General features: G+C 66.5%; 10 protein-coding genes and 1 pseudogene. 5 read left to right on the top strand and 6 right to left on the bottom strand.

Features of this window, described 5'->3' with window-relative positions:
• Nucleotides 1–25: 25 nt before the first annotated feature.
• Complete coding sequence (locus GTV32_RS11920) at nt 26–883, bottom strand: alpha/beta fold hydrolase (RefSeq protein WP_161060497.1); 858 nt, start codon at nt 881–883, stop codon at nt 26–28.
• Between the two features lie 72 nt (nt 884–955).
• Here GTV32_RS11920 and GTV32_RS11915 point away from each other — a divergent pair, with 72 nt between their 5' ends.
• Both GTV32_RS11915 and GTV32_RS11910 read left to right on the top strand, forming a co-directional pair.
• A complete protein-coding gene (locus tag GTV32_RS11915; RefSeq protein WP_161060496.1) occupies nt 956–1,558 on the top strand; it encodes a TetR/AcrR family transcriptional regulator in 603 nt (200 codons plus the stop codon).
• 380 nt (nt 1,559–1,938) lie between these two features.
• Entirely contained in the window at nt 1,939–4,485 is a 2,547-nt protein-coding gene (locus tag GTV32_RS11910) for an ATP-dependent Clp protease ATP-binding subunit (RefSeq protein WP_161060495.1), read from the top strand.
• 185 nt (nt 4,486–4,670) lie between these two features.
• On the opposite strand, the pseudogene GTV32_RS11905 reads toward GTV32_RS11910, so the two are convergent.
• Together GTV32_RS11905 and GTV32_RS11900 are read right to left on the bottom strand one after the other, a co-directional pair.
• Nucleotides 4,671–5,902 (bottom strand): annotated as a pseudogene (locus GTV32_RS11905) (DUF6596 domain-containing protein).
• Entirely contained in the window at nt 5,899–6,324 is a 426-nt protein-coding gene (locus tag GTV32_RS11900) for a YciI family protein (protein WP_161060494.1), read from the bottom strand. Before GTV32_RS11900 ends, GTV32_RS11905 begins: the two are co-directional and overlap by 4 nt.
• Nucleotides 6,325–6,441: 117 nt before the next feature.
• Here GTV32_RS11900 and GTV32_RS11895 point away from each other — a divergent pair, with 117 nt between their 5' ends.
• Both GTV32_RS11895 and GTV32_RS11890 read left to right on the top strand, forming a co-directional pair.
• Nucleotides 6,442–7,305 (top strand): enoyl-CoA hydratase-related protein, encoded by an 864-nt coding sequence (locus GTV32_RS11895; RefSeq protein WP_161060493.1) that lies wholly within the window; start codon nt 6,442–6,444, stop codon nt 7,303–7,305.
• Between the two features lie 81 nt (nt 7,306–7,386).
• The gene (locus GTV32_RS11890) at nt 7,387–8,289 is read left to right on the top strand and encodes an SGNH/GDSL hydrolase family protein (protein WP_161060492.1); all 903 of its coding nucleotides are present in this window, start codon (nt 7,387–7,389) and stop codon (nt 8,287–8,289) included.
• Here GTV32_RS11890 and GTV32_RS11885 read toward each other — a convergent pair.
• The gene (locus GTV32_RS11885) at nt 8,273–9,835 is read right to left on the bottom strand and encodes an acyltransferase (protein ID WP_343287305.1); all 1,563 of its coding nucleotides are present in this window, start codon (nt 9,833–9,835) and stop codon (nt 8,273–8,275) included. The genes GTV32_RS11890 and GTV32_RS11885 overlap by 17 nt on opposite strands.
• 74 nt (nt 9,836–9,909) lie before the next feature.
• Between GTV32_RS11885 and GTV32_RS11880 the strand changes: the two genes are divergently transcribed.
• Nucleotides 9,910–10,785, top strand: a complete 876-nt coding sequence (locus GTV32_RS11880; RefSeq protein ID WP_161060491.1) for an alpha/beta hydrolase — start codon at nt 9,910–9,912, stop codon at nt 10,783–10,785.
• 10 nt (nt 10,786–10,795) lie between these two features.
• Here the strand turns inward: GTV32_RS11880 and GTV32_RS11875 are convergent, their stop codons facing one another.
• Both GTV32_RS11875 and GTV32_RS11870 read right to left on the bottom strand, forming a co-directional pair.
• Nucleotides 10,796–11,440 (bottom strand): DUF305 domain-containing protein, encoded by a 645-nt coding sequence (locus tag GTV32_RS11875; protein WP_161060490.1) that lies wholly within the window; start codon nt 11,438–11,440, stop codon nt 10,796–10,798.
• Nucleotides 11,437–13,008, bottom strand: coding sequence for a hypothetical protein (locus GTV32_RS11870; RefSeq protein WP_202421759.1), 1,572 nt, complete (start codon nt 13,006–13,008; stop codon nt 11,437–11,439). The genes GTV32_RS11875 and GTV32_RS11870 overlap by 4 nt, the downstream gene beginning before the upstream one ends.
• Nucleotides 13,009–13,033: the final 25 nt, after the last annotated feature.

The raw sequence follows: 13,033 nt of genomic DNA, 5'->3' as shown, positions 1-13,033 counted from the left end.
GCGCCACCCGAACCGACCCGCGCGATCAGATCCTTGCCGCCGTGGCCGCGACGGCGTCGGCGACCGCTCGCGGTGCGTCGAGCGAGACGAACGTGCGTGCGCCCGGGACGGCGATGAATTGTGCGTTCGGGAAGACGGCCGCAAAGCGTCGACCGTGCTCGGGAGTGAAGCACCGATCGTCCGACCCCCACACCATGGTGACCGGCAGGTCGACCCGCGACATCCGAGGGGTGACGGCGGCGAGCTCCGCCGGATCGACCTGCCCGAGAAACGCGATCAGATCGTCGCGAATGCGGGCATCGGTGCGCAGCGGCTCGAACACGGATCGGGTCAGATCCGGGTCGGGATCGGTGACGAGGAGCCCGACGCCCAGCGGCGAATGGCGTAGTGCGCGCCAGCGCATCGACTCGATCAACGGCTTGAGCAGCATCCGCTGACGCAACAGCGCGAACAGCAGGCGGAACGGTTGTGGTGGGAACAGGTCGAAGGCGTCGCAATTGGTGAAGACGAGTGCACGTACGAATTCAGGGTCGGCGTCGAGCGCGAACTGGGTGATCGCGCCGCCGGTGTCGTTGGCCACCAGGGTCGCCTGGGAGAGTCCGAGTTCGGCGACGAACTCGCGCACGAGTGTCGCGGCGCCCCGGGGACTGCGATCGACTTCCGGTCCCCATGGGATGTGATGTGATCCGAGCGGCAAGGTCGGTGTGTAGCAGCGGTATCCGGACTCGGCGAGAATCTCTGCGACCGGGCTCCACAGTCGATGATCGACAGCCACGCCGTGGACGAACACGACGGGTGGATGTGCGGAATCCTCGGGCCCGTGGGCGACGTACTCGATGGTGCCCGAGGGGAGGTCGATGGTCGTGGTCGTCGTCGTAATCATGGATTCGTCGCCTCTCGGTTAGGCTGATCGTGAACTTACGAACACCTGGTATGAAAGTTACGTGCACCCTGTATGAAAGTCAATCGTCGTACGCAGGCCGAACGAACCGCGGCCACCCGGGCCGCGCTCATCGGGGCGGGCCGCGAACTGTTCGGTCGGCACGGCTACGCCGCCGTTGGAACCCAGACCGTCGTCGACGCCGCCGGGGTGACCCGCGGAGCGCTGTATCACCAGTTCGACGACAAGAAGGGGCTGTTCACCGCGGTCTACGACCACGTCGAGCAGGACATCACCGCCGAGGTGGCCGACCGCGTGGGAGAGCTGGCGCTCACCGACCCGCTCTCGGCCCTGATGGCGGGTGTGCGGGTCTTCTTGGAGCGGGTCACCGATCCGGCCGTCCATCAGATCTCGTTGGTCGACGCACCTTCGGTGCTGGGGTGGAGCGAGTGGCGAGCTCGCGGTGAGGACTTCGGCTTCGCGCTCATCGAGGGCATTCTGCGAGCGGCGATCGCCCTCGGTCAGATCGACGACCAGCCCGTCCGGCCGATTGCGCATGTCGCGATCGGCGCGCTCGACGAGTCGGCCCTGTACGTGGCCGCCGCCGACGACAAGAGTGCCGCGACGGCCGAGGTGCTCGCCGTGTTGGACCGGATCATCGACTCGTTCAGGGTGTGACGACGGATCGGCTCGCTTGGCGCGGGTCGATCCCGGTTGCGCGGGCCCGGTCGGAGAACGCGGGCCGTCGACGACCCGCGTGAGCCCCGACGACCTGCGTGAGCCCCGACGGCCCGCGTGAGCGCTCTGTGCAGGGCGATCGGGTGCGTTCGCTCTCGGCGTAGCGTCCATGGAACAGAGCGCCTACGTGCACGGTTGTAGTGCGCAGACCCCCGGCGTGACCATCACGGATATCGTTTCCGACCGACGTTAACGGTAGCTGCACTCCAAGCGACCACTAGAGTGGAGGCAGGCTGGTCGTCATGTATACGGACACCGCTGCAGTTGTCGACGCTGTGGTTGTCACCGACGGCCGGGGCGCTAGCTAACGAGGGAGAACAATGTTCGAACGGTTCACCGACCGCGCACGTCGTGTCGTCGTCCTGGCGCAAGAAGAAGCGCGGATGCTCAACCACAACTACATCGGCACCGAGCACATCCTCCTGGGTCTCATCCACGAGGGTGAAGGTGTCGCCGCCAAGGCACTCGAATCGCTCGGGATCTCGCTCGAGGGTGTTCGCAGCCAGGTCGAGGAGATCATCGGCCAGGGCCAGCAGGCGCCGTCGGGACACATCCCGTTCACGCCGCGTGCCAAGAAGGTCCTGGAGCTCTCGCTGCGCGAGGCGCTGCAACTCGGCCATAACTACATCGGCACGGAGCACATCCTCCTCGGCCTCATCCGAGAGGGCGAGGGCGTGGCCGCACAGGTGCTGGTGAAGCTCGGCGCCGACCTCAACCGGGTCCGCCAGCAGGTCATCCAGCTGCTCTCGGGCTACCAGGGCAAGGAGCCGCAGGAGGCCGGGACCGGCGGACGCAGCAGCGAGGCGGGCACCCCGTCGACGTCGCTGGTCCTCGACCAGTTCGGCCGCAACCTGACGGCAGCGGCCGCCGAGGCCAAACTCGACCCGGTCATCGGGCGCGAGAAAGAGATCGAGCGGGTCATGCAGGTGCTGTCACGACGCACCAAGAACAACCCGGTGCTGATCGGCGAGCCCGGCGTCGGCAAGACCGCCGTCGTCGAGGGCCTCGCCCAGGCGATCGTCAACGGCCAGGTGCCCGAGACGCTGAAGGACAAGCAGCTCTACACCCTCGACCTCGGGTCGCTGGTGGCGGGCAGCCGGTACCGCGGTGACTTCGAGGAACGCCTCAAGAAGGTGCTCAAGGAGATCAACACCCGCGGCGACATCATCCTGTTCATCGACGAGCTCCACACGCTGGTCGGTGCGGGTGCCGCCGAGGGCGCGATCGACGCCGCGTCGATCCTCAAGCCGAAGCTCGCCCGCGGCGAGCTGCAGACCATCGGCGCCACCACCCTCGACGAGTACCGCAAGTACATCGAGAAGGACGCGGCGCTCGAGCGCCGGTTCCAGCCGGTCCAGGTCGGCGAGCCGTCGGTCGAGCACACCATCGAGATCCTCAAGGGTCTGCGCGACCGCTACGAGTCGCATCACCGCGTCTCCATCACCGACGGTGCGCTGGTCGCGGCTGCGACGCTGGCCGATCGCTACATCAACGACCGGTTCCTGCCGGACAAGGCGATCGACCTCATCGACGAGGCGGGCGCGCGTATGCGTATCCGCCGGATGACCGCGCCGCCAGATCTCCGCGAGTTCGACGAGCGTATCGCCGACGCCCGCAAGGAGAAGGAATCGGCGATCGACGCACAGGACTTCGAGAAGGCCGCCAATCTCCGCGACAAGGAGAAGCAGCTGGTCGCCGAGCGGGCCGAGCGTGAGAAGCAATGGCGCAGCGGTGACATGGACGTCGTGGCCGAGGTCGACGACGAGCAGATCGCCGAGGTGCTGGGCAACTGGACCGGTATCCCGGTGTTCAAGCTCACCGAGGAGGAGACCACCCGTCTGCTCCGCATGGAGGACGAGCTGCACAAGCGGATCATCGGTCAGGAAGACGCCGTCAAGGCGGTGTCCAAGGCCATCCGTCGTACGCGTGCCGGTCTGAAGGACCCGAAGCGTCCGTCGGGCTCGTTCATCTTTGCCGGCCCGTCCGGTGTCGGTAAGACCGAGCTCTCCAAGGCCCTGGCGAACTTCCTGTTCGGCGAGGACGACGCCCTGATCCAGATCGACATGGGTGAGTTCCACGACCGGTTCACCGCCTCGCGTCTGTTCGGTGCGCCTCCCGGGTACGTCGGATACGAAGAGGGCGGCCAGCTCACCGAGAAGGTGCGCCGCAAGCCGTTCTCCGTGGTGCTGTTCGACGAGATCGAGAAGGCCCACTCGGAGATCTACAACACCCTGTTGCAGGTCCTCGAAGACGGTCGGCTCACCGACGGTCAGGGTCGCACGGTCGACTTCAAGAACACCGTGCTGATCTTCACCTCGAACCTCGGCACGAGCGACATCTCGAAGGCCGTCGGGCTGGGCTTCACCAGTGGTGACGACTCGCAGTCGAACTACGAGCGGATGAAGCTCAAGGTCAACGACGAGCTCAAGAAGCACTTCCGTCCGGAGTTCCTCAACCGTATCGACGACGTGATCGTGTTCCACCAGCTCACGCGTCAGGAGATCATCGAGATGGTCGACCTGATGATCACCCGCGTCGAGACCCAGCTGAAGAACAAGGACATGGCCATCGAGCTCACCGACAAGGCGAAGGGCCTGCTGGCCAAGCGCGGTTTCGATCCGGTGCTCGGTGCCCGGCCGCTGCGCCGCACCATCCAGCGTGAGATCGAGGATCAGCTCTCGGAGAAGATCCTGTTCAACGAGATCCATGCAGGCCAGATCATCCTGGTCGACGTCGAGGGCTGGGACGGCGAAGATGACGGCGAGGACGCCAAGTTCGTCTTCACCGGCTCGGAGAAGCCGCGTGAGGTTCCCGACGCACCGGCCGAACTGACCGGCGCCGGCGACAGCAAGGGCGAAACGAGCTAGCCGCTCTCACAACCGAACACAGCGGGCCGTCGCGACACTGTCGCGGCGGCCCGCTGCATGTCCGGCTTGCGGGATGTGGTCGGCCCTTCGTGACACTCCGTTCCTCAGCGGGAACACATGTCTGGTCCCTGAGGAGCGTCGCGAGGTACGAGCGATGCGTCACGAAGGGCAAGCGCCGCGAGTCATCACAGGGCCGCGATCTTCTCCTCCAGCACACGACGTTGATCGCCGTTCGCAGTCAGATCACGTGCGCGTTCCAGTTCGCCGCGCGCCTCGGCTCTCCGACCGAGCCGTGTCAGCAACTCCCCGCGGACACTCGGCAACAGGTGCGACCCGCGCAGTGCCGTGCCGTCGAGTTCGTCGTCGAGCAAGTCCAGTGCCGCCCCTGGGCCCGATGCCATCGAGATCGCGACGATCTTGTTGAGCGTGACCACAGGATTTCGGGTCAGTTGCTCCAGTGCCTCGTACAACACGACGATCTGCGGCCAATCGGTTGTCTCGACGTCCGGCGCCGACGCGTGGCAGGCGGCGATGGCTGCCTGCAGGGCGTAGGGCCCGCGTCCACGCCCCAGCGCATCCCGCGTTCGAGTGCGGTCAGCCCGCGATCGATCTGACCGCGATCCCATCGACGACGGTCCTGAGCGGCGAGCAACACGGGCCGCCCGTCGGTGCCCACCCGGGCCGCGAATCGGGCGGCCTGTAGCTCCATCAACGCGAGCAGCCCATGGACCTCGGGCTCTCGAGGCAGGAGAGCGGCGAGGACCCGGCCGAGCCGCACCGCTTCCTGCGCGAGGTCGCGGCGCATCCAGGTCTCACCCGCGGTCGCGGCATACCCTTCGGTGAAGACGAGATAGATGACGCCGAGCACCCCGGACAGACGTCCGCGCCACTCTGCCGGCTCGGGCACCTCGTACGGCACCCGGGCCGCCGACAGCGTCTTCTTGGCGCGCACGATCCGTTGCTGCATCGTGGGCACCGAGGTGAGGAACAGTCGGGCGAGTTCCTCGGTGCTGAGCCCGCCGACGACCCGCAACGTCAACGCCACCTGCGCGTCGCGTTTCAGAACCGGGTGGCATGCGGTGAACACCAGCTTCAGGACATCGTCGCGGACCGGTTCCCATTCTTCTTCGGTGACGGTGCCGAGGTCGCGCGCGATGGCCTGGTAGCGCTCGTCGAGCCGTTCCGCGCGCCTCCATCCGTCGATGGCGCGCCGCTTGGCGACAGCCGTCAGCCAGGCGCCCGCATTGCGCGGGACACCTGACCGCGGCCACTGTTCCAGGGCCTCGGCCACCGCTTCCTGTGCCAGGTCCTCGGCGAGGCCGACGTCGCCGACCACGCGCGCGAGTGTCGCGACGATGCGGGTCCCCTCGATCCGCCAGACCGCGTCGACGGTCCGACGGATCTCCCCCTCGATCACTCTGCCGCGAGCTGCTCGCGCCAGCCCTTCTCCTTCTGGATGTATTCGTTGTCCTCGAACTCGGCGAAGTCGGTCTCGTCGGTCACCCGCCGGACCTCGAGTTTGGATCCGCGCCCGAGGGGCGCCTTCTTGGCCCACTCGACGGCCTCTTCACGACTGGACACCTGCAGAATCCAGAATCCGTTGAACAGTTCGTGGATCTCGCCGTACGGGCCGTCGGTGACAAGCGGTTCGTCGTCGTCGGAGAAGGCCACGACAAAACCCTCGGACGGGTCGCTGAGGCCGTCGCCGCCCGCGAGGACACCGGCGTTGATCATCTCCTCGTTGAAGCGGCCCATCGCATTGATGATCTCCGTGAAGTCGACGTCCGCAGAGGCAGTCGCGGCTTCTTCGGTTGCTCGCATGATCAGCATGTACTTCATCGTCTTGCCTTTCGTCTGGGGCCACGGGTCGGGGCCCTCTACCCATGCGTCGAACGGGGATGCGCCAGATCGACACGTTCGCCAGATTTTGTTTTCGCCGGGGCTAGTATCGCGGACGTGACTTCAGAACAAACCTCGTCCGGCTTGTCCGCTGCCGAGCCGGAGGCCGTGATCACCATCGAGCGTGACGCCGAGATCGCGGTGATCCGACTCAACCGACCCGATCGGCTCAATGCCTTCACCTACCAGATGGGGGAGGAGATCAAGGCCGCCCTGGACAGGTGCGATGCCGACGACTCGATCCGGGCGGTGGTCATCACGGGCAACGGACGCGCCTTCTGCGCCGGTGCAGATCTCGGTGGCGGTGCCACCACCTTCGAACTCGAGGCGCCTGCCCCCGGCGAGATCCCGGCCGATTCCGGTGGGCAGCTGACCCTGCGGATCTTCGAATCGCTGAAGCCGGTCGTCATGGCGATCAACGGAGCGGCCGCGGGTGTCGGCGTCACGATGACGTTGGCCGCCGACGTCCGCATCGCTTCCGAGGATGCGAAGTTCGGTTTCGTGTTCGCCCAGCGAGGCCTGGTCCCCGAGGCGTGCTCCACGTGGTTCCTGCCGCGACTGGTCGGCCTGCCCACCGCACTGCAGTGGACGATGGGCGCCAAGATGGTGCCGGTGGCGCAAGCCTACGAGCGTGGCCTGGTGCAACAGGTGGTGCCCAAGGAGGATGTGCTGGCCACCGCGATCGAGGTGGCCAGGGACATGACGGCAGGCACCGCGCCGGTGTCGGTCGCGCTCACCCGACAGTTGTTGTGGCGGATGGCCGGTGCGCCGAGCCCCCGGGACGCCCACGAGGCCGATTCGAAGGCCATCTACTACCGCGGCACCATGCCCGACGTCGCCGAGGGGGTCACGTCGTTCCTCGAGAAGCGTCCCGCAACCTTCACCGATCGGGTGTCGACCGATTTGCCGCAGATCTTCTGATCCACGGACGCGCACAACGTCTTCGATGCACTCGGCGGGGTATGTGCGCCGGCTGTGTGGCGTTGTGTGAGACTGTCCGTCATGAGGCGTGAACTCGTGACCCGCGCGGCGACGATCGCCGCGTCCGTGGCCGCCGTGGCCGCCGTCGTGGTTCCCGGCACCGCCATCACCGAGACGGTCAGCCCGCCGGTGACGGCCAATGCCGCGGGATCCGGCCACACACCCAAGACGTATGTGGCACTGGGCAGTTCCTACGCCGCCGGGCCTGAGCTCTCGTCGACACCACGCACGCCCTGCATGCGGTCGACGGACAACTACCCGCACCGGGTTGCCGAGGCGCGGGGGCTGCGTCTGGTCGACGTGACCTGCTCCGGGGCCACGACCTTCGACATAGTCGACCGTGCGCAGCGTGGCAAGACCAGCGAGCCCCAGATCGCCGCGGTCACCCCGAAGACCGCGCTGGTGACCATCACGACCGGTGGAAACGACCTCCGCTACATCGGCCGACTGACCGCCCAAAGCTGCGGCAACGCCGTCCAACCCGCGGCGGCAGCGATGGCCGAACGCGTCTGCGGCGGTGGACGACTCCCTTCACCCGAGCCCGCTCCGGCCGCTTACCGCGAGGTGGAGCGAACCATCGCCCGAACCGTCGAGGCGATACGGGCGCGGGCACCGCGGGCCCGGATCGTCCTGGTCGACTATCCGCCGGTGATCGGGGACGCGGCGACGTCATGTGCCGGCCTACCGCTCACCTACGCCGAACGCGTGCAGACCAAACGCGTCTTCGACGGACTGGCGCAGGCCACCGCCCGCGCCGCGCGGTCCACCGGAGCCGTCCTCGTGACTGCCTCGAAAGCCGGTGCCGCGCACGCTGTCTGTTCGCAGCACCCGTGGGTGTACGGGTTCGAACGCGGGATCTTCTACCATCCCAACTCGGCGGGCAAGGCCGCGCAGGCGCGGTTGATACTCAGAGCGCTGCAGTAGCGGCCCGGCGCTGACGCCAGAACACCAGACAGGCGGAGGCCAGCAGAAGAGCCCCGGTCGCGACGATGAGATCGCCGACCAGCGCAGTGAACACGACCCTCAGCAGCACACCAAGGGCGATGGCGACGGTCGCCACCGCGATCGATCGTCCGGCATTCTGCGTACGCCAATCGATGGTGCTGCGCCCGGTGGTGATCAGGCTGATCGGACTGCGGCGCAGCACCTCCACGATGAAGATCGTCACGGCGACCGTGCCGACGTATGCGACCAGGATCAGCGGCCAGGTCGGAAGATCCCGATGCTCGGCGATGATGGGCATCAGTTCGCTCAACGCCAGCGCGTGTGCCAGATAGATGCCGAACGAGCGGTCGGCGGCGGTCCGCATGAAGTTGTCGGGTATGGAGCCCTTGGTGCGGCGGTCCTGCCAGACCGTCCCCAGGCAATACAGGATGATGATGATCGCGATGTAGGCGAATGTGTTGTGCAGCATGAACACATTGGTGGCCCGGAAGATGGTCTCGCCGATGTTCGTCTCGTGCAGGTAGTAGAGCAAGGTGATCGCGATGACGACGAACGCGCCCGCGATCAACGGTAGGCGCCAACGGATCATGAAGCGTTGGAAGGCCGGGTAATGCATCGCCGCCACACATCCGGCGAACACGAAGAACTGATACGGCAGGATCGTCGCGACGAGATGCGTCCACAGGGTTTGCTGCGGTCCGTGGGTGAAGAAGTCGAGGGGAGGCCGGACCATCATGTACATCAACGTGGCCTGCGCCGCGAAGCTGACGAGTAGGAGATAGCGGTGATATCCCCACGTCTTGCGCAGCACGATGAGGACGAGCGGGAACACCGCGTATATCTGCATGCTCACCGACAAGAAGTACAAGTGGTACCACGCATTACCGGTGACCAGGTCATAGCCGATGCTCTTGAGTGACGTCGCGACGGAGTCGGGCGAATCGACCAGGTCGCCCAGGCCGGTCATGCCGCCTGCGCGATAGTGGCCGTACACCCAGTAGAAGAGGCTCCACACCACGAATGGCAACCCGATCAGCTTGTACCGGCGCCGCCAGAAGGTGAGCGGCTTCAGTTCACGGTCGCGGTATTGATAGGTGAGGACGAAGCCGGTCAGCGCGAAGAACGAGTACCTGGTGTAGCGCAGCAGAAGTCCGAGGGCTCCGGCGCCGACGTCGGTGCCCGTCGCGATTCCGAGGAGGACGTGGTCGAGGATGACCGCGGCGAATGTCACCAAACGGACAAAATCGATCTGGTAGAGGTGTTTGTCGCGCGGCTTCTGGGGAGCTGCTTCTACGGGTGTCGCGAATCGTGTTGCGACACTGTCCGTTTCGTCCGGATTCTGCGGAGGCTCGGGTGGTTGTGTCTGTTGATCCTGCGTAACGATGCCCCGGCCTCCCGCTTCACTCCGGTCACCAAGGACACCAGATGTCCAAGGGACCCCGCGCAGAGGGTACTCGGTCAACCTGAGAGTTCCCGGCGCCCCCGCGGACGGTGCGGACCGGTGGTTCGGTGAAGCACCCCGCACCGGAGGAGGCGGTGGGTTAGCGTCAGTCTCGATACCGCCGATGAGCGGCCCGCGACCTTGCAGAGGAGCTACGAATGACCGAAACGTTCACGGCAACCGCTGCCGACGGGACCCCGCTGCTCGGGCGACGGTGGACGCCGGAGGGCGATGTCCGCGCCGCAGTCGTGCTGGTGCACGGCATGGGCGAGCACTCACAGCGCTACACAGAGACCGCCGCGTCGCTCGTCGATGCCGGTTTTGTCGTCTACGCCTATGATCACCGCGGTCATGGCGGGTCGGTGTTGTCCGGACGTGAACCGGGTGACCTCGGCCCCGACGGGTGGCAGCGACTCGTCGCCGACATCGGTGTCGTCGTCGACGTCGTGCACGCCGAGTGCCCCGCATCACCCCTGGTGCTGATCGCCCACAGCATGGGTTCGTTCGCCGCCCAGCAGTTTCTCCTCGATCACAGTGACCGCGTCGACGCCGTGGTGTTGAGTGGAACCGCCGCGCTGGACGGTCTCGAGCCGGCTCTCGATCTCGACGCCGAGATCGATCTGTCGGGATTCAATGCTCCCTTCGAGCCGTCCCGCACCGACTACGACTGGCTCACTCGCGACGACGCGATCGTGGATGCCTATGTCGCCGATGCCCTCTGTGGTTTCGGGCTCGACGCCGCCTCCGGCAAGGACATGTTCGTGCGTGCCAGGGCACTCACCGATCCGGAACGGGTGGGTGGGATGGCTTCGTCGTTGCCGATCCTCATCGCGGTCGGTGACCTCGATCCCGTCAACGGGGGACTGGCCCTGGTGGACCTGCTCGTCGCTCACTACCGTGCGGGCGGTCTGACGGACGTCTCGGTCAAGGTGTATCCCGGTGCGCGACACGAGATCCTCAACGAGATCAACCGCGACGAGGTGCGCCGCGATCTCATCGAATGGATCGACGGCGCGCTGACTCGGCGATGCTGACCGCCGTTGTTCACGCGGGCAGCGGCAGCGCATCTCGGGCGCGCAGCAGCAAGGTCATCCGGCCGATCTCGTCGCCTTCGTCGCTGATCATCGTCAAAGCCAGTTGCCTTGTCGCCGAGCTGCTCCGGGGATCGTTGTGGGCTGCGGTGGCCATCTCCACGCCGCCGCGATGATGCCGGATCATCAGCTGCAAAAAGAGGATCTCTGCGGCGCGACCACGCGCGGCCGAGAGGCGGCCGAGCTCGTCGACACTCGCCATCCCCGGCATCGGCGGGCCGTCACCTGACGGCGCGGTGTGGTGGTGGCCCTGCGGCCGGTCCATCCACGACATCGGGTGGTCCGATGTGACCGGCAATCCGAACCATGTCAGCCACCCGCGCATCGTCGACGTCTCGGCGGTCTGTGCCACCACGATCCGGTCGGCCAGACCGCGGATCTCGGGCGCGACGTCGGGAGAAAGGCTCTGGGACATGAGGATCGCCTGGTCGTGATGGGCCGACATGTCCTGGGCGAAGCCGACGTCGGTGACGCTCGGGCGGCGCGACGCATCGTCGTCGTCGCGGGTGCTCTGCCACCCCACGCCGGCCACCGCCCCGATCGCGACGAGCAGGACCGCGAGGCCACCGGCGGCGACCGCGCGGATGGTCGCGGTCATCCGATCGTCGAGAGTTGGTCGGCGGGCGGCGTATAGACCTTCGGGCTCAGGGCGAGCGCGTAGAAACCGCCGTCGGCGCAGGTCGTCCAGAGTTCGTTGCCGTGGAACTCCGGCGGCGAGAGGCACCAGTCGGTCGACATGTCGCCGCCGACCACCATGCCGCTGCGGGGACCGATCATGTCGCCGAGTTCGACCTTTCCGTTCGCGATCGACATGCCCAGACTCAGGAATTCGACAGCCGGTACGCCGATGATCGACCCCAGCACGTGCGGCGAGTTGGGTGCATCGGCGACGGTGGCGCCCTTACGGGCCGGCGGATTGAAGTAGGCGATCTCCGTGATCTTCGAGAAGTCGCGGATGTCGAAGACACGGATGCCGGAGGATTCCCATCCACACGCCAGCGTGGTGGGGTTCGTGGGCCGATCGACGGCGCAGTAGTGCGGATTGCTGCTGAACAGCGACCCGCCCATCGACGACCGCAGGTTGCGGTCGAGGTTCTCGGGCAGGTTGATCTCGAGCTTGATCTGCGCGACATACCTCGGCCTGTCGACCTTGCTCACGTCGAAGATCTTGACGCCACCGGACCCGCCCTCGTCGGCGGTGATGATGTGGGGCCGCGACCGGTAGGTGACCGGGATGGAATGCTGATTGAGTTGGCCGTCGGGCCACAGGTAGGCGGCGAGATGGGGGACCTGTGGATATGGCGCGCGGCGCTGTACGGCGCTGATGTCGAGCACGGTGATCCCCGCCATGTTCGAGAGGTACATCCGGTTCCCGTCGGGGGAGATCCCGAAACCGTGCCCGAGCAAGCTGTGCAGGCCTTGCCAGATCACCCGGGGCCGAGCCGGGTTCGACACGTCGATCGCCGACAGGTGGCCGGGCGACAGACCGGAGGCCCAGTAGGTCCGGCCGTCCGGCGAGAATCCACCCTCGTGGGAGGTGAACGGCAACGGTGTGGCGATCCCCGGTCCGCCGGCGTTGAGGAGTCGGGGATGTGCGCAGTCGGAGATGTCGTAAATGGCGAAGAGGCCACCGCCCCATAGCAGCGGAACTGCCGTCGCCGCAAGGAGTTTCCGCTTCCGGTTGACCTTCAACGTCTCCCAGGTGCCGCCGCGCATCGCGGGATCGGTGAGCGAGCCGACGACCCGCGGGTGCCGGGGATCGGCCGCGTCGACGACCTGCACACCCGGCTGCTTCATGAAGTTGTCGCCGGGGAACAGGCTGCCGGTGTAGCTGCAATGGTCATAGGTGGCCGAGACGATCCCGCCGCCGGCGCCACGCACCCCGCCGAGTTCGGACAGGTTGCATCGGTAGCCTCGGGTGCTGCGACCAGAGTTGCGGTCCTCGGCGGTGACCTCGCCCTGGAGGCCACGTTCGGGAAGCGATCCGGGACCGCACTCGGCCTGTGGGACCGACTTATCCGAGATGTCCGGGAAGTAGTGGGTCGCAGCGGTGGCGGGCGCGGCGCCGAGTGCGGTGGCGAGAACAACGCCCACCGTGAGGACGGCCGATGCGGTGACGTGTCGTCGACCACCCCGCAGACGTGAGAACAACGCACGGCCCGACATGTAGCCCCCCAGGATCGACCGACCT

The sequence above is a fragment of the Gordonia sp. SID5947 genome (assembly GCF_009862785.1).
Lineage (GTDB): Bacteria > Actinomycetota > Actinomycetes > Mycobacteriales > Mycobacteriaceae > Gordonia.
This window is presented reverse-complemented; position numbering and strand designations above follow the sequence as displayed.

Excerpts from the sequence above, each read along its gene's own strand:
- GTV32_RS11920 (WP_161060497.1), bottom strand. The coding sequence starts at position 883 with ATGATTACGACGACGACCACGACCATCGACCTCCCCTCGGGCACCATC.
- GTV32_RS11915 (WP_161060496.1), top strand. The coding sequence starts at position 956 with ATGAAAGTCAATCGTCGTACGCAGGCCGAACGAACCGCGGCCACCCGG.
- GTV32_RS11910 (WP_161060495.1), top strand. The coding sequence starts at position 1,939 with ATGTTCGAACGGTTCACCGACCGCGCACGTCGTGTCGTCGTCCTGGCG.
- GTV32_RS11900 (WP_161060494.1), bottom strand. The coding sequence starts at position 6,324 with ATGAAGTACATGCTGATCATGCGAGCAACCGAAGAAGCCGCGACTGCC.
- GTV32_RS11890 (WP_161060492.1), top strand. The coding sequence starts at position 7,387 with ATGAGGCGTGAACTCGTGACCCGCGCGGCGACGATCGCCGCGTCCGTG.
- GTV32_RS11880 (WP_161060491.1), top strand. The coding sequence starts at position 9,910 with ATGACCGAAACGTTCACGGCAACCGCTGCCGACGGGACCCCGCTGCTC.
- GTV32_RS11875 (WP_161060490.1), bottom strand. The coding sequence starts at position 11,440 with ATGACCGCGACCATCCGCGCGGTCGCCGCCGGTGGCCTCGCGGTCCTG.
- GTV32_RS11870 (WP_202421759.1), bottom strand. The coding sequence starts at position 13,008 with ATGTCGGGCCGTGCGTTGTTCTCACGTCTGCGGGGTGGTCGACGACAC.